Source organism: Chryseobacterium sp. UNC8MFCol (assembly GCF_000482305.1).
GTDB lineage: Bacteria > Bacteroidota > Bacteroidia > Flavobacteriales > Weeksellaceae > Chryseobacterium > Chryseobacterium indologenes.
In genome coordinates, this window is the sequence record NZ_AXUZ01000003.1 from 162111 (window position 1) to 179108 (window position 16998).

A 16998-nucleotide genomic window follows, 5' to 3' on the forward strand; every position below is an offset into this window, starting at 1 on the left:
TACAATGAAATTATTTTCATCATTGATGTTATCCTTGTGTTCGGTCTTTGGTTTTTCACAAACCATACTCTACCAGGCAGAATCCACCTCGCGGACGGTACAGGATCCGCAGGCAGTGGTCATGGCACAAGGTTTTAACGCTAAAGGAGATGTTTCGAATCCCTTTATAGCAAAAATAGGTCCTGCCACTGAGAATCCTGGCGGAGGACCAATAAATTCAAATGCCGGAGCTAATAATCCAAGTGGAACTTCTGCCCCTACGGGTAAAAGCTTCCATGATACCCAAGGAAATATAGAAGTTACAGGAACTGGACAATTACAATTTACATTACCAATTGCTTTGCCACCAGGAGTAAAAAATGTAGTTCCTCAGGCTAATCTTGTATATACCAGTGGTACCGGAAATGGCATTGCAGGCTATAGCTGGAATCTTTCAGGAATAACATCAATTTCAAGGGTCGGAAAAAACCATGAAAAAGATGGAGAAATCAAAGGAGTTCAATTAGACTACTCAGATTATTATAGTTTCAACGGACAGAGATTGATTTTAAAATCTGGAGAATATGGAAAAGACGGTGCTGAGTACATTACTGAAAAGTATTCTAATATCAGAATTAAATCTGTAGGCTCCTACGGTCTCAATGGACAAGATGCCGGACCTGCACATTTTGAAGTTACCTTTGAAGATGGGTCACAAGCCCAATATGGTGCAAATACCGCAGGCTTTAGGGGAGGTCAAACAGTGACAACACCTTTAGAATATAATATTGTAAAATGGAAAGATGCACAAGGGAATCACATTACTTACAAATACGCATCTGAGTCAACTCCAGGAGGCTTCAGAAGTTTAAATCGTGTCATGAGAATATCCTCAATAGAATGGGGAGGCAATGAAACATTAAATAAGCCCCATTTCAACTCAATTGAATTCATCTATATTGACAGGGATTTAAAAGAACAATCTTATGTACAAGGCTTGGAATACAATCAGAATAAAATTCTGTCAGAAATTATTGTAACCTCTCATTTACAACCTTTCAAAACTTACCGTCTTGCTTATAAAAAAGACAATAACGGAACAAATTACCAATTTCTGGATAAAGTTACTGAATATAACTCTGCTAATGAATCAGCCAATCCTGTAAGCTTTGAATATGAAAGCTCGGTAAGGGGCACCAACTGGTTACAATCGACAAGTCATTCTCTGGAATCAGGAGTATTAGGAGATTTTGACGGAGATGGAAAAATAGATGCTTTAGAATATAAAGATCAACCTTTCAGAACTTGTGAAAGTATTTCTGGCACTGGTTTTAATGCCGTATGCGTTAATCCAACCACTAAGCCAGCAGGAATGTATCTGGCAAGAAAAGCTTTAGATGGACCACAGATAGTGAAAGAACTTACATTTCTTGGTTCATTAGATATTACAAAGGACGAATTTAAGAAAGCACTTCCTATTTCTTTCAAAGACACATCAGGAAATCTGGAGAATCAACAAGGATTTGCCTTTTATAAAGTAGCCAATGATACAAAGGACATCCAACTATTTGTTTATTCGATTAACCAGAATAATCAGCTAGTACATCAATATACTAAGGTTCTTCCTAAATCTGTGTATGATCTTACAACTCCTGAGATAGACCCTATGGAAAGTGGGAGCAGTTTCAAGACCACTCCTCTGAGACTTGTCGAATTAGATCTTGATGGAGACGGAATTTCTGAACTCATGATGGGATTTAATGATGCTGTACATACAAAAGTTCAAAAACCTCAAGACCCTCATGGCCCAATTAGTCTTCCTGAGTTTGATGAGACTTTTCAAGACAGAAAAAGATATATTGTTATTAATTTAGATAATACAATCAATACATCCCAATCCTATTCTCAGATGTCTTTTTATCCTTATGATACTGATATATTCGAGATTTACAAAATTGGGGATTTTGACGGAGATGGAAAAACAGATTTCTTACGTTTTGATAGTGGAAATCGTGCATTTATTGTTCAATTCCAGAAAGGTTCCAATAACCTTTACTCAATTATCGAACGCGGCTTTTATCTCAATGATGAAAGGATTAAGGGAGTTAATAAAAGAGCTGTTGTGGGTGATTTCAATGGAGATGGGAAAACTGATTTATTAGTTCCTGCTTCAGATACTACTACAGATTGGTACTTATATCAGTCAACAGGGAAATCCTTTATAGAAGAATTTAAGCCTGGCTTTTCATTATTCCGAAAGGATCAGCTTGTTAATTCGAATAAGGATGGTACTGCAACTGTGGAAAGAACAAGCCACCAGGCTTATGATCTAGACAGGGATGGCAAGAGTGATTTCGTTACTTTTAACTATAGAAAAGAAAGAGTTAAACTCGGGGGTTCTCTAACCATTTTTAATATCTATTATTACAATACTGTTGATATCAAAATATCTGCAGGAGAAAAAAAATTCAACAATGATATTCGCTATGCATTCAATGAAGGACCTTTAGGAGATAGTAGTGGCTTTAGAGATAATCCGCATACTTACCTTAATGAAAGAACCAAATATGACATGCAGGAGCTTTTAGGCAACTTTAAAATAAACCAATCCGTTCACCAGATCATACTTGTCAGCCCCAATCCCATCAGGGGGGTTTCAGGAGACAGAGTAATTAGGATTGATTTTTATGATGTTTCTAAAGAAGCCCGTATCAGTTCTATCACCCAAGGCGGTGTAAAAACGGATATCAGCTATAAAGAGCTTGACCCTGTAGCTTCACCTAACTTCTATCAGGCTGTAAAGAAAGAGAAGTATCCTTTTATGGAGCTTGCTAATGTTCAACAATCTTACGCTGTGTCACAACTGCAACAAGAAGGTAAAAAGCAGGATTTCCGTTACAGAGGATTGTTAGCTCATCTACAGGGTCGTGGAACAGTTGGATTCCGTCAAACTGCACGTTCATCATGGTACGCGGATGGTCTTGAAAACACTAAAATATGGAACGGTGTGGAAATAGATCCTCTGAACGAAAGTTTACCCATTAAAGAATGGTCTATCCGTACAACTGACGAAACAAAAGTTTTCCCGGCGGATATCTCTGAAAACAATAGCCAGCTATTAACCTTCAAATCTACCATTTACCAAGCTGACAAATTAATAAATGGTCAGGTTACTGCTGTAGTTTCAGAAAATGATAAGTCCAAGACAGTAACAGCAATTGTACCGAAAATAATCAAAACAAAAGATTTCTTAACAAACACTTTTGCAGAGAATACAATTACCTACGGAAATTATTATCTCCCGTCACAAAATATTACCAATATTAATAATGGATATGCCGTTACGACCTCAGCATTTACCTACTTCCATAACCCATCCGGAACAGGGGCAGAGTATTATATTGGCAGACCGCACGAAAAAACAGAAATCAAACAGGCATATAATGACACCAAGTCTTCCAAAGAAGAATACACGTACGAAAATAATTCGGTGAAGACAAAGAAAACCTGGAATAGAGATAATACAGGATGGCTGCTGGAGAACTACAATTATGATATTTTTGGAAATATTACACAGAAAACAACAACTAACAGTATAGATTCTCAGTCACAAACTGTAAATACACAATTTGATGAAAAGGGTAGATTTGTTGTTAAAAAAACTGATAACTTAGGGCTAGTTACCAATATTGTTTACAATAATTGGGGACAGATTACAAAACAGACTGATCCTCTTGGAAATATTCTAGAAAACGAATATGATACATGGGGTAAATTAATGAAATCAAAAACCAGCTTAGGTGGAACAACCACTTTTGAATATATTAAAGATGATCAATACAACAGTATAGTAGTACAGCATGAGCCTCATGGAAATACTTCAAAAAAATACACCAATAAGTTTGGACAGAAATACAAAGCATCTACAAAAGCATTTCAACAAGGACAATTCCTCAATATTGATATTCAATATGATGCACTAGGAAGAAAAACAAGTGAAAGTGAGCCTTATGCTGAAGGGGCAAGTGCATGGCAATGGAATACTATAGTTTATGATGATTCTGTATTTCCAACCAAAGTTACCGCTACAGCATTTACAGGTAAGCAGATGGAAACTTCAATTGTTGGCGGAACTACAACAGAAAAAGAACTCAATGGTTATACAAGAACAACTTCCAAAACAACCGACGCCTTAGGAAACGTAGTATCATCTACAGATAAAGGAGGCACTATCACATTCTCTTACAATGCTGTCGGAGAGCAAATTAAGGCACAATATGCTGAAAATACCGTAATTATCAAATATGACTCATGGGGAAGAAAATCAGAATTAAATGATCCGTCTAATGGCACTTACAAATATGAATATAATGGATTTGGGCAAACCAAAAAAACTATTAGCCCTAAGGGTACTAAAGAATATACTTATAATAATCTTGGGCAGCTTACTTCTCAAAAAGAACTCTCTACAACAGATGGTGGGCAGGCAACTAATAAGCTAATTTCTTTCGGCTACGATGATAAGGGAAGGCTTATTTCAAAGACCGGAACCTCTAAAGGAAAAACGTACAGCTCAACAACCACTTTTGATCAGCAAGGAAGAGTATTATCATCTTCTGAAAGTAGTAATGACAAATACTTTATCCAAAAAGGAATTACCTATGATGATAAAGCAAGAATTATTTCTTACGAAAAACAACTATATTCTTCCGGGGTACTCACAAAAGTTCAGGTAGAAAATGTATACAACCCATGGAATGGAGATTTATATCTGGTAAAAGATAAAAACTCTGGAAAAACTCTTTGGGAACTGAAAGATGTAAACGCAAGAGGTCAGGTTCTTAAAGCTCAGCTAGGAGCTGCTGAAATTAACCAAACGTATGAGCCTGATGGCACTTTAAGCCAGGTAAACCATGGTTCAGCCGTTAAAAAACATATCTTACGACTGTCCTATAATTTCAATGCCGTTAAGAATGAATTGGAAACCAGAACTACTGAAGGTGATTTCTATATTGCAGAATCATTTGATTATGATGATAATAACAGACTTATCAACTGGACCAATCCCGTAACAGGAGTTAAAACACAAAATGCAGTACTTAATGTTTATGATACCAAGGGTAGAATCTTAGAAAATGATCAGGTAGGAAAAATTAAATTTGATAATTCTTCTAAAATCTATCAGCCTACAGGAATGACCCTTAATGCAGCAGGAACGCAAAATTATAACAATGATTTAATTCAAAATATTGCTTATAACGAAAACAATGATCCTGTATTTATTGATGGCATGAAAGGTGATGTTGCTTTCCAATATGGATTGACGGCAATGAGACAAAGAGTTACCTATGGTGGGAATTTCGCTAACGATGGAGATGGCAAGTTCACCAAATACTATAGTGAAGACGGAAGCTTCGAAGTTGTAAAAGATAACGCCACAGGTAAAGAAAAGCATATTCTTTATATTGGTGGAACTCCTTATGAAAGTGATATTATCTATGTAAAGAACTATGAAGAGGTTTCTGGTTCTTATAAATTCTTGCACAAAGATTATTTGGGAAGTATCCTGGCCATTAGTGATGAAGCAGGAAATAAACTGGAACAAAGACATTTTGATGCATGGGGAAATATGACTCACCTTCAAATAGCTAATGGACCAATTATATCTGATATAAACAAAATTCAGGAAACTGTAAATAAAGGAGGATTACTACTGGAAAGAGGTTATACTTCTCATGAACATTTTATGGAGGTAGGAATCATCCATATGAACGGAAGATTATATGACCCATTATTAAGAAGATTCTTAAATGCTGATGAACATATTCAGGATCCTTATGATACCCAAAATTATAACAAATACGGATATGTTTTGAATAATCCGTTGATGTTTAATGATCCTAGCGGGGAATTTCTTCAGTTCTTGATACCTGTTCTTATCAAAATCGCTATAGGAGCAGCATACGGTGCTATTATAGGAGCAGGCATTGGTATTTTGGCATATACAGTTAAAGGTTTGATTACCAAAGATTGGAGTGGTTTTGGTAAAGCAGTATTGGGAGGAGCTATTGCAGGCGCAATCTCCGGAGGATTAAACGGCTTAGGTGCAGCACTATTCAGTCCAAGTAGTGCCATTCTTAACAATGGAACATGGGAACTTCTTTCTAATATTACCACTCAGTCTATGTTGGAAGGAAAAATTGATGCCATAACAATTACTTCTTCAATGATTGGGGCATTTGTTGGAAATAAGCTACCAGGATGGAAAGGTTTGAGCGGAAAAGGTGTTTGGGGCTGGACCAAAAATGCAGTAGGAGAAATTCTCTATAACTCTACCAAATATGGAATAACAGGTGCTATTTCAGGTGGATTTACAGCAATGTTCCGTGGAACAAATGTATGGCAAGGAATTAAGAGTGGCTTTGAAAACGGAGCCTATAATGGAGCCGGACAGGCAGCGTTTATGATTACTGTTTTTGGGGCAACGTATAAACCAACAGAAACACAGCTTCAAGATGTAAAATCAATGTCTAAGGAGTTAGATATTTCATATAAACATGTAAAATGGAGAAACAAGGGTCTATATCAACTGGCACAGCCTTTCTTCGCAAAATTATTCACCTCAAATAGTAGAGGATATTCTATAAACGAATTTAGAAGAGAAGTTACCTGGGGAAATAATGTAGCCACATTTGGGGCTGAAGGAGCACTAACTCATTTTACTACATTTGGGCACGAATTTGGACATATATTTCAGGTTTATATACAAGGTTGGACGAATTTCCAGGTAAAAGGAATATGGGAGCAGCTTTTCATGAAAGGAGATCCGTATGAAACCTTTGGAACCAATGAATACAATGCCACACAAATGTTTAAAATATATAGAATATCTAAAGATGAATAAATGTATTTTATTGCTCTTATCACTTTTTTTAATAACTAGTTGTATTTCAAGCAATTTCAAAAGCTACCAGTCACTTGATAGTTTAAAAAAAAATAAGGAGTATTATGAATTAAAGGAAGCAGATGGTAGAATTAATTACGTAAAAGTAGGTGTAAATACCATCTACAATACACAAAATAACTATTCGATATACATTGCTTTTAAAAACAAACTTATCACGGCTGCGAGCATTCAATCAACTACTTTTGGAAAAATAGACATATCTTCTAACGAAAATGTCTATCTTAAGAAGATTGATAGAGAAAAAATGACAATAGATACAGTCTATATAAGTTTACCCAACAAGGTTTATACATTTTATTACAACGGAAATTTATAAACTATAAAAAAGTAGCCACAAATTTAAATTTGTGGCTATTTTTTTTCAGTCTCACCAATAAAAGCCACCGCAAACGCGATGGCTAAAAAAATCAATCTAATTATAAACTATGGACTTTATCTTACAGATTCGGGTTATTCTCCCCTTCTCTCTGTGGAATACTGAATAAGTAATACTTGCTGTTCGGAATAAAGGCGGTCTTATCAGGGAAAGCAAAAATAGAATGCCCTCTTCCGTCAACTGTTTTCACGGTTCCGTCCGGAGTAGTGATCTGAACTTTCACTGGTTTTCCGTCTGTTCCTACAAATGGTTTTCTTACGACTGTTCCCTCCGTTCTGATAATATCTGAAAGGGCAAACCCTTCTCCGAAGAGTTCTTTTCTTCTTTCAATCAGAATTTCTTTCACCACGTCGCTTTGAGCGGAAGAACCGGTGTATACATTCGCTTTTCTCGCTGATTTTAATTGATTTAAAACCGTTACAGCTTGTGATGTATTTCCTGTTCTTGCCTCGGCCTCGGCTTCGATCAGGTACATTTCAGCAGCTCTCATATACACAAGATCTCCGATAAGAGTGGGTTTAAACTTAAACTTGGCATATCTCAGCAATCCTTCCCTTCCTTTAAGACCATCCCAAGAAAACAACTGGTACCTGATGTCATTCGTATCAAACAAATCCTTAAAGTAAGGATCAGCCATAAAACTGTAGTAGAAACTTCCTGATGAAGACACATCCAGATAGTGGAAAGCATAGCTCGCATCCGACTGCTCCTGCGTTTGGCCGTGTCCCCAGATCCATTCTACATTGCTGATATCATTGAATCCGTCCTTGTATTTTTCAGCCGGCATCAAAGGAAATCCTTCTCTTGCGATTTTCGCAGAAGCAGAAGCTTTACTCCAGTCTCCGGTATTTAAATAAGTTCTTGCCAAAAGCCCGTTCACTACTGCACGGTTAATTTTATCCTTATTATTTCGGTCATAATCCTTCAATAAAACATCCGCATCTGTCAGGTCACTTTTAATCAAAGTATAAATATCTTCCAGGCTTGACCTTTTCTTTGCAGGCGTATTGATTGTCGAAGGTTCCGTATAAATAGGAGCTGTCAAAGCCGTTTTATCTTTCAAATAACTGAACTGGTATAAGCTGGCAATATTGAGGTAGCAGAATGCACGTAAGGCTTTCGCCTGCCCTTTCACCTGATTTTTCTTTTCCTGGCTGCCTTCTGTTCCGTCAATTTTTGTAATAACATTGTTCATATTATTAATGGTCGAATACAGCATAGACCAGATAAACAGAGGCCGGGCGGCTGTACTATTCGACATTTCTGCAAACTGATAGGTAGAAGAGAAACCATATTTATTGGTAAGCACCGCTACATCACTTCCCATGGCATCACTGGCCCTTAAAACCGTTGAATACCCGATATTGGCATAGGTTGTTCCATCATCATTAAACTTAGCCCATGCTCCGTTGATGACGGTTTCTGCACTTTCTGCAGTTTTGAAAACCTCAACCTGATTTGCCTGATTTGTCGGAGCTGTTTCCAACTCACTTTCACAACTGGTAAGCAACCCCAATCCGATCAGACCAAAAGATAAATATTTTAAATTTTTCATTGTTTTAATTTTAAAGTTAAAGCGTTGCCTGAAGACCAAAAGTAATTGTTCTCATGGCCGGATATCTGTAATACGTCGTTCCATCCAGTGCCTGCTCAGGATCCATTCCTTTATGTTTATAGAATGTCAGAAGGTTTTCTGCCTGAACATAAATTCTGAATTTTTTCAATCCTATTTTTTCAAAGTAATCAGATGGAAGGGTATATCCTAAACTTATATTTTTAAGTCTTGCATATGTTCCTGAATATAAAAATCTGGTAGAATTGCCCGTCCAGTTGGTAAGTGTCGTAGTCAGTGCAGGAACATCTGTATAACGGTTGTCCGGTGTCCATCGGTTCAGCATTTCAGCGCTCCATGCACGTCCCGCTGAATTTCCGCTATGCATAATTGAAGTATAATCAGTATCCAGAACTTTTCCTCCGATTTTAAAGGTCAGCAATGCAGAAAAATCAAAGTTTTTATAAGAGATATTGGTACTTACTCCTCCGGTAAGTTTCGGCAATGCGGAGGCTTGTATTGTTCTCGTAGCCTTTGCAAATTCAGAAGTTGTGCCTTCCACTGTATTTCCATTGGCATCAGTGGTAAATGTTTTCCATAGCGGATTTCCGTTATTCGGATCCACTCCAGCCCATTCCGCAAGATAGAAATCATATACAGATCCTCCTTCGCGCAATAACTTGGTTCCTGTTACAATAGAACCTTTAGGAAGTTTCGTTATGGTATTTTTTAAAGTACTCAGGTTAACATCCAAATCCCATCTGAAATCATCTGTCTTAATCGGCGTTGTAAACAATGAAAACTCGAATCCTGTATTTTTTATCGTTCCGATGTTCGCAGGGAAGTCACTGATCCCCAGTGATGGGGCTACCGGCATGTTAAACAGAAGATCCTGGCTTTTTCGCTCAAAATATTCCACATTACCTTTAACTCTGTTATTAAGAATTGCAAACTCCAATCCTACATTCAAGTTAAGGTTGGTTTCCCATTTCAGGTTTTCTGTCAATGCTTTTTCAAGAACTGTTCCGGGCTCACCCAGATTATTATAGAATTTGTATAATTCCTGGTAAGCATAATACAACGGAGATTTATTAGGCTGTAATAATTTATCATTTCCCTGGCCACCATAACTGGCACGAAGAGTCAATTGATTGAAGACATTGAGGTTTTTGATAAATTCTTCATTTGAAATTTTCCATGAACCTCCCACAGACCAGAATTTTCCCCATCTGTTCCCCGGAGAAAACCTTGAAGAACCGTCTGCTCTTCCTGAAGCAGATAAGAAGTACGTATTGTTATAATCATACTCTACTTTACCCAGGAAACTTAAAAGGCTGACTTTATCGCTGTTTCCACTGAAGCTTCCCAACAACGCGGCAGCATCAGGCTCATAATAGTATGGCAGTGAAAACTGAGTTCGCGTTCCGGAGATGGTCTGGTAATCATATTTATAAAATTCCTGGCCGCCTAAGATATTGAAGTGGTGTTTTCCAAATTTCTTATCAAAGGTCAAAATATTACTCGTAGTATAAGATAAAGTCCTGCTATTGGATCTTGTCACTGAACCGTTGGTTTCACTTCCCTGTCCTATCAGTGGATTCGAATAATAATGTCCGTTATAATTAACCAAATCAACAGAAAAGCTTGATCTGAACTTTAATTCCGGTAAGAAGGTAAAATCAAAAAATCCTTTTCCTGAGAAGTTATCTTCCTTATTTTCATTCTTGTCCAATGGTAAAGTTGCCGCTGCATTTTCGTTCTGAAGGGCATTTGCTGGTCTGTATTTACCAAAATCATAAATGGTATTTCCGCTGGCATCCAATACATAACTTCCATCAGGATTTCTTTCATAATACGGATAGAAAGAAGGGATCACCCTTGCTGCCTGAATGATATTGCTGGACTTGGAATCTGACGAAGGAGGTGCCTGCTGAATACTGTTGGTATAGCTTAAGTTCACCCCAACATTCAACCAGCTTTTTACTTCAGAATTGATTTTTAATCGCGTATTGTATCTTTTAAATCCAGATTCAATGGCCATTCCTTTATCATCAAGATAACCCAATGAAAAGAAATAGTTACTTTTCTCACTTCCTCCGCTGATATCCAGATCTACCTGATTTCTGGAAGCTACTCTCTGTAAAATATCTTTCCAGTTGTCGTTCCACAATGGTCTTGCTCCTGCCAATAATTTACCGTCTGTACCTACAGGTTTTGGATATGCTGTTCCATAAGGATTTATCGATAATCCTACACCTGAAGTAAGGTTATCTGTAGCCATTTGGGCCGCCTGCTGAGCAGTGATTTGTCCGGATTGGTAGCCGTTTCTCATTGCTTCCCAATACAATTGGAAATACTGGTCGGTACTTACCTGTTCGTAATCTTTTACTGCTCTGCCGGAAAATCCCTGGCTGATATTAAAATTGACTCTCGCCTCGCCTTTTTTACCGGATTTCGTGGTAATAATAATAATTCCGTTAGCTCCTCTGGAACCGTACAACGCACTTGCTGTAGCATCTTTCAAAACACTGATAGATTCAATGTCATTAGGGCTTATCGCGTTGATATTTCCGTCAAAAGGAATTCCGTCTACTACGTAAAGAGGATTACTGTCGGCACTGATAGACCCTACTCCCCTGATTCGGATGGTCGCTGTAGAACCCGGCTGCCCCGATGCGCTTGTGGTCTGAATCCCCGGGACCTGCCCTTCCAGAGCTTTTGTAATGTTCGTTACCGGCCTGTTATTGATTTTTTCACTGGAAATGGTGGCTACAGAACCTGTATAGCTTGTTCGCTTTGCCTTTCCGTAGGCAACTACCACTACTTCATCAATCTCTTTTTCTTTGAGTGTATCTTTTTTTAGCTTTGAATCCTGTCCGCTTACACCGGTAATTCCTAAGAAAAACGCAGCTACCGGCGGAATCCAAACTTTATAATCAATTAAACTTTTACTAATCATAATCAATTTTGTTTATCATATATTAAAATTTAGCCCCTTGCAGAATAAACAGCAAAGGGCATCGATAAATACGATAAACCAAATGCTTATTTTTCCATTAAAGGCTGAATGTAACACCTTACACAACGCAGGTTGTTAAGACTTCTCAGGGTCAGTTCCCTCCGTCTTTCTTTATAAGCCGATCGAAATATGTTTGCAAAGCTATAAATATTTAGTCCACAAAACAAGTAGACTTTATGTTTTTTCATGATAATTTTACTAAAATTAACATAAGATTTTATCAAAAGCCGTTAAAATAACTGATTACATCAATTAGTATTTTAACAAACATGATAAATATCATTAAAAATAATTCAATAACTCAAACTCACTGTAAACAAAAAAAATGACATCCGAAGATGTCATTCCCTACCATATATATATTTATTAATTGAACAATCAGGTTGGAAATTATCCAATATTTTGTGTTCCGAATCAAAAAACAACTGGTAGCCTAGGATTATGGTTTATATAGTATTTTTTTATCTTACGTAGTTAACCGCAATATCAAACATATTGCAAAACATTCTCGCATTTGAGCTTTCTGTACACCCTGTTCCCTCATTATAAAATTTATCCGCAGATTCGTAATTGTAAAATAAATTGACATCCGTATAGACTAATACATTATCATCTAAAGTTCCGGCAACTCTCCCCGCACTGTCCTTCATAAAAACTTTGGCAGTGGCCGGAAACTGAGTAATCCTTCCCATATATCGGTTAGTTTGTATTCTTGTGTTTTCAGGAAGGGTGCCAAATGCTCCACTGTTAGGTCCCTGAGAACTTGTAGTGAAAAAAGAACCCGGACTTTGAGAATTGATATATTGTGCGGTATAGCCAATATTCAGCTTATTGATAGGAGTAAGGTTCTGATGCTCCGCATCTATCACAAAAAATTTTCTTTTTTCCTGTATTTTCTGTCTTAAAACAGCGATACTCTGATCAGAAAAATAACTGGTATACACATACCCGATCCAAACAATGTCCGAATTGTCTATTGCCTGTGATAACTCTGCCGGGCTTGCAGTCCGGATGTTAATGGTATTAAAAATAAAGTTGGCCATCACTACACTTCCGTTGGGTCCGAAATTACTTGGATTTGTCAGTTTGGAACGAGCTACTGATGAATATCGTCCGTAAGAATCTGTGGATAAAGTTCCGTTCCAGGCATCAGGAACAATAGAAAGTATTCTCACCACCTTGCCGGAAGGCTGGCCCGTGACCCTAACCGCAAAAGTACAGTTTTCATATCCTGAAGGAGTAACAATTGAATAGGTATAATTTCCAGTCTGCACGGGAGTTCCTTCAGCCGAAAGAATGACATACTGTTCTCCGGTAGTTTCAAAATTTCCTTCTCCGTTAAAGCTCATTCCATTGATGACAGCTGTACTTATCTTATAACTTCCTGGCCGGCTTACGGTTACTTTAATTCTCACAGAACCGGAAGCTGGAGCTCCCGCATAGAAGCTTCCGCTAACTACTGGTTCACAGTTAATAATATATACAGCAGATCTTCCCTGGCACATATTAATCCATTCCATACTGTTCCAGAACTCCAGACAATGAACTGTTTTATTGTAAATCGTCATTCCTTCGGCATCAAGGTTTAAACTATCCGCCGGGAGAAGAATATCTCTTTCAGCCGTAGTAAGCCGTGGGGGAAGAAATCCTTTATCATTAGAAAAAATTTCCAGCATTGCTTTATGATAAGGCTTAGCTGTATTGATTCCTATTTGTCCGTTAATTAAAAAAAACGAAAGTAAAAATGTGAGTAAACGTAATAATTTCTGTTTTTTCATCCTTTGTATTTTATATAAATTAAATCTGAAACATCTTTTTCCACTTTGCGAGTGTGTTTCGGCTTATTTTAAATTGTTTAGCAGTCTGCATGTTGTTGTAACCACTTTTCTTCTGGAATTCCAGAATCTCTACAATGGCATTCTGATCATATGCCTTATATTTCTGACTGGATCCGCTGTAGCCTTCTTTATCTACTCCAAATATTAACTGATTGATTTTGATCACATCTAATGTTGTGAAGGTTTTCTTTTGTAAAATAGCTTTACATGCATCCAGTTTTTCAGGATGTTTCATAAAAATGATATCAGTATATATCTTTCTGTAGTCAGGTTGTTCAGTTTTCATATTCCATGTTTAAATTAATTTGCAGAGAATCAGGCATATCTAAAAATCTTTAATCTGAGATATTATACTTTGCCATCCATTTATGAAGTGTTGTTTTGGGAATTTTGTAATCATTTATTATTTCATTTTTTGTTTTCCGGTCTGTGTTCACCATCTCCAATACAAAGTGTATTAATTCTTTAGTATATATATTTTTACGGAACCTGGACCGTAAAGAAAATTGCTTATTGAATGTATTCTGACTATTACCCGGAGGGGCAAACATGACAAGATGCTGTGAATAGACTCTGAAGAAATCGTATTGTAACAGTTTACTCCACTTCATAAGCAATTCTGTACTTAAGCTGTTTTGGGTGAACATTTCACACACCTCCTCTTCATTAATCTCAAGAAATGTACTGATACCTGCCACAGAGAGGTCCATCTCCTCAATCCTGTTCCTGATACATTCACCGATATGAATATTTTTAAAATCAAATTTCATTTGTAAAGAATTTTTTCTATAAAGTCTTTGCTTTCTAAGATGATATGCAAATAATCATCATTTGTGTTTTTGTATCCTATAATAACACTTGTGTCTGTTTGTTAATCAGGTTGAACATACTGTCATAATCCAAAAAGCGAGTCATAGAAAACAAGATCACCTCGTTTTGTCTAATGTATACGCTACCACATTATGAATAAATCTTTCCTGTGGTGTATCTATTGCTCCAGCTACAGAGGCGCGAAAAACACCTTCGTCCCAAAAGAAAACGGCTCTTCCCCCTGCCCCGGTAATCCATCCGCCAGCATTAGATGTTGCTTCAGTAGCTAAAAGCCGGCTGCCGACAGGTAATTGAGACATCAGAACCCTTCCTGCAGTATTAGCACCTGAGATCGGCATATCCCTTGTGTCTCCGAACACCCCATTATTAACATCGTCGTTTGTACTTCTGGCAACAACGCCACCATTACCTACCGTTCCATTACCTCCAAAGGACTGAAGTAGATTTGATCCCACATTTCTATCAAGTGATAAAAGAGCAACACCTCCACGATCTACATACTCCTTTATTTTACTTGCATCCGACGCACTTATATCTGAGCCATTCCATCCTGTAAAGATGATATCGAATCTGGCAAGCAAATCTTCCACTGTCATATCCGATAAAGAAGAGGTAATGTCAGTAAGCTTAAGTCTTGAAAATTTCTTATAAGTCCCAAAAGAGCTGTAATTATTAGCATCAGTAAGCTGAGTGTTAAAAGCAATCCCCGCAGGAACTGCCCATTGTCCGATACGACCAACAGGAGCTTTTTTAGTTTTAGTTTTGCCTGATAAGCATCGGGACCAGCCACCGGATTTATACAGCCTGATACAGTCCTTAGTGGAATCGTACATAATTGTTCCGGCAGCAACATCTCCTCCAAGAGGATTAACCATATTTTCGACAGCCGAATTAGTGGGCAATACCAATCCGGAAGTATTGGTTGAAGGTTTATTAATATCTAAAGCGCCCCTCGGCGTTGTCGTTCCGAAACCCACCTGCCCGCATGCCAGCGATACCATGGTACACAAAACAACAATACTGTAAATAGATTTATTCTTTATCATTTCTTGTCTATCGTATAATTGAAGGATCTAAAGGGATTATGATCCTATTTTATTTAAGGCATAGGCCATTATATTGTGTAAAAATTTTTCCTGGTTTGTATCAATTGCAGTTCCTTCAACATCAGAAGCACGGAAAACTCCTTCATCCCAAACGAAAATAGCTCTACCATTAGCTCCTGAAATCCATACTCCGGCATTAGTACCGCCTTCACTGGCAAGAAGTTTACTGCCGGTAGGGAGTTGAGATGTTTGTATCCTGCCGGAACCGGGTACACCTGCTAAAACCACATCTCTGGCATCGCCAAAAATCCCGTTATTGATATTATCTGTTGTACTTCTTCCATTAATTGTTCCCGTAGTTACAGTTCCAGTACCTTCAAAAGCCTGAAGGAGATTGGTTCCAATAGTATTATCTAGCATAATAATGGCAATTCCTCCTCTATCAACATATTCTTTAATTTTGGCGGCATCATTTGCATTCATATTAGCACCGGTTCCCGTACTGATAATATCAAAATTAGCCAGCAGGCTTTCAACTGAGGTACTTGCCAGACTTGAAGTAATAGTAGTAAACTCGAATCCGGAAACATCTTTATAAGTTCCGAAGGCACTGTAATTGTTAGCACTGTTAAGTTGAGAATTGAAAGTACTCAGATTGGAGCTTCCAATAGAAAATGTGGACCAGGAAGCAACACGCGCAACTTCAGGTCTCTCTGCTGCATCAGACAAACATTGCGACCAACCGCTTGTTCTGTAGAGTCTGATACAATTCTGAGAAGAATCATATATAATGGTTCCGGCAGCAACGTTTCCTCCCTGAGGATTGATAATATTTCCAGTTTCTGAATTAGTAGGAAGTACTAACCCAAAGGTATTGGTGGTAGGCTTGTTAATATCCAAAGCCCCTCTTGGTGTGGCTGTTCCGATTCCAACTTGTCCCCAAGTCATAGTAATCATACTGCAGAAGACTGCAATACTAAAAATAATTTTTTTCATCCTTAATTATATCTTTATATCATTCAATACTTACTGACCCTTAGCAGGTCTGCCGTCCCTTTACTACGGCAATTGATTATTAAAACAACTCCAAATCTTCACATATATAACAGGCAAGAGTGATAAGCTTACCATAATAACTCACAAAAAAAGAATTGTTATTGGTGAAGCAGCTTTGTACTTTTTTCTATATTTTAGCTAAAATTAACATTGTTACATTTCAGGCTTGGAATGTAAAATATTGTTACAGGCTATGGAAAAAAAAGCTTGTTTTAAGAAAATTGAAGAATTGGTTGGTAGAAAATTTTTAATTCATTTTTGTTTTTTTCATCGCCCGGTTGCAAAGTTATAGTTTACAACCGCTGAAAAAATTAAAGCATCAATGAGAATCCAG

8 protein-coding genes and 1 riboswitch are annotated in these 16998 nt (G+C 37.5%); of the genes, 1 reads left to right on the plus strand and 7 read right to left on the minus strand.

Annotated elements, in window-relative coordinates; translation table 11 throughout:
• Nucleotides 1–4: 4 nt before the first annotated feature.
• A complete protein-coding gene (locus tag M030_RS23530; protein ID WP_185097374.1) occupies nt 5–6883 on the plus strand; it encodes an RHS repeat-associated core domain-containing protein in 6879 nt (2292 codons plus the stop codon).
• 500 nt (nt 6884–7383) lie between these two features.
• Here the strand turns inward: M030_RS23530 and M030_RS0100820 are convergent, their stop codons facing one another.
• From M030_RS0100820 to M030_RS0100850, 7 genes are all read right to left on the minus strand, one after another.
• A complete protein-coding gene (locus tag M030_RS0100820) occupies nt 7384–8877 on the minus strand; it encodes a RagB/SusD family nutrient uptake outer membrane protein (protein WP_027371795.1) in 1494 nt (497 codons plus the stop codon).
• A 16-nt stretch (nt 8878–8893) separates the two neighbouring features.
• Nucleotides 8894–11833 carry a SusC/RagA family TonB-linked outer membrane protein gene (locus tag M030_RS0100825; RefSeq protein WP_027371796.1) on the minus strand — a complete coding sequence of 980 codons (2940 nt, stop codon included), beginning with the start codon at nt 11831–11833 and terminating at the stop codon, nt 8894–8896.
• An 83-nt stretch (nt 11834–11916) separates the two neighbouring features.
• Nucleotides 11917–12013, minus strand: a riboswitch (SAM riboswitch).
• A 341-nt stretch (nt 12014–12354) separates the two neighbouring features.
• On the minus strand, nt 12355–13671 hold the full coding sequence (locus M030_RS0100830) for a hypothetical protein (RefSeq protein ID WP_027371797.1): 1317 nt from the start codon (nt 13669–13671) through the stop codon (nt 12355–12357).
• A gap of 19 nt (nt 13672–13690) precedes the next feature.
• Nucleotides 13691–14017, minus strand: a complete 327-nt coding sequence (locus M030_RS0100835) for a transposase (RefSeq protein WP_027371798.1) — start codon at nt 14015–14017, stop codon at nt 13691–13693.
• A gap of 49 nt (nt 14018–14066) precedes the next feature.
• Nucleotides 14067–14501: a hypothetical protein gene (locus M030_RS0100840; protein ID WP_027371799.1), complete on the minus strand. Its 435-nt coding sequence runs from the start codon at nt 14499–14501 to the stop codon at nt 14067–14069.
• A gap of 156 nt (nt 14502–14657) precedes the next feature.
• A complete protein-coding gene (locus M030_RS0100845) occupies nt 14658–15608 on the minus strand; it encodes a hypothetical protein (protein WP_155860225.1) in 951 nt (316 codons plus the stop codon).
• Nucleotides 15609–15644: 36 nt separating this feature from the next.
• Nucleotides 15645–16604: a hypothetical protein gene (locus tag M030_RS0100850; protein ID WP_123840750.1), complete on the minus strand. Its 960-nt coding sequence runs from the start codon at nt 16602–16604 to the stop codon at nt 15645–15647.
• Nucleotides 16605–16998 lie beyond the last annotated feature (394 nt).

Bases quoted from the DNA above. Each gene is read 5' to 3' on its own strand.
- M030_RS0100820 (WP_027371795.1), bottom strand. From the start codon at position 8,877: ATGAAAAATTTAAAATATTTATCTTTTGGTCTGATCGGATTGGGGTTG.
- M030_RS0100850 (WP_123840750.1), bottom strand. From the start codon at position 16,604: ATGAAAAAAATTATTTTTAGTATTGCAGTCTTCTGCAGTATGATTACT.
- M030_RS0100845 (WP_155860225.1), bottom strand. From the start codon at position 15,608: ATGATAAAGAATAAATCTATTTACAGTATTGTTGTTTTGTGTACCATG.
- M030_RS23530 (WP_185097374.1), top strand. From the start codon at position 5: ATGAAATTATTTTCATCATTGATGTTATCCTTGTGTTCGGTCTTTGGT.
- M030_RS0100825 (WP_027371796.1), bottom strand. From the start codon at position 11,833: ATGATTAGTAAAAGTTTAATTGATTATAAAGTTTGGATTCCGCCGGTA.
- M030_RS0100835 (WP_027371798.1), bottom strand. From the start codon at position 14,017: ATGAAAACTGAACAACCTGACTACAGAAAGATATATACTGATATCATT.
- M030_RS0100830 (WP_027371797.1), bottom strand. From the start codon at position 13,671: ATGAAAAAACAGAAATTATTACGTTTACTCACATTTTTACTTTCGTTT.
- M030_RS0100840 (WP_027371799.1), bottom strand. From the start codon at position 14,501: ATGAAATTTGATTTTAAAAATATTCATATCGGTGAATGTATCAGGAAC.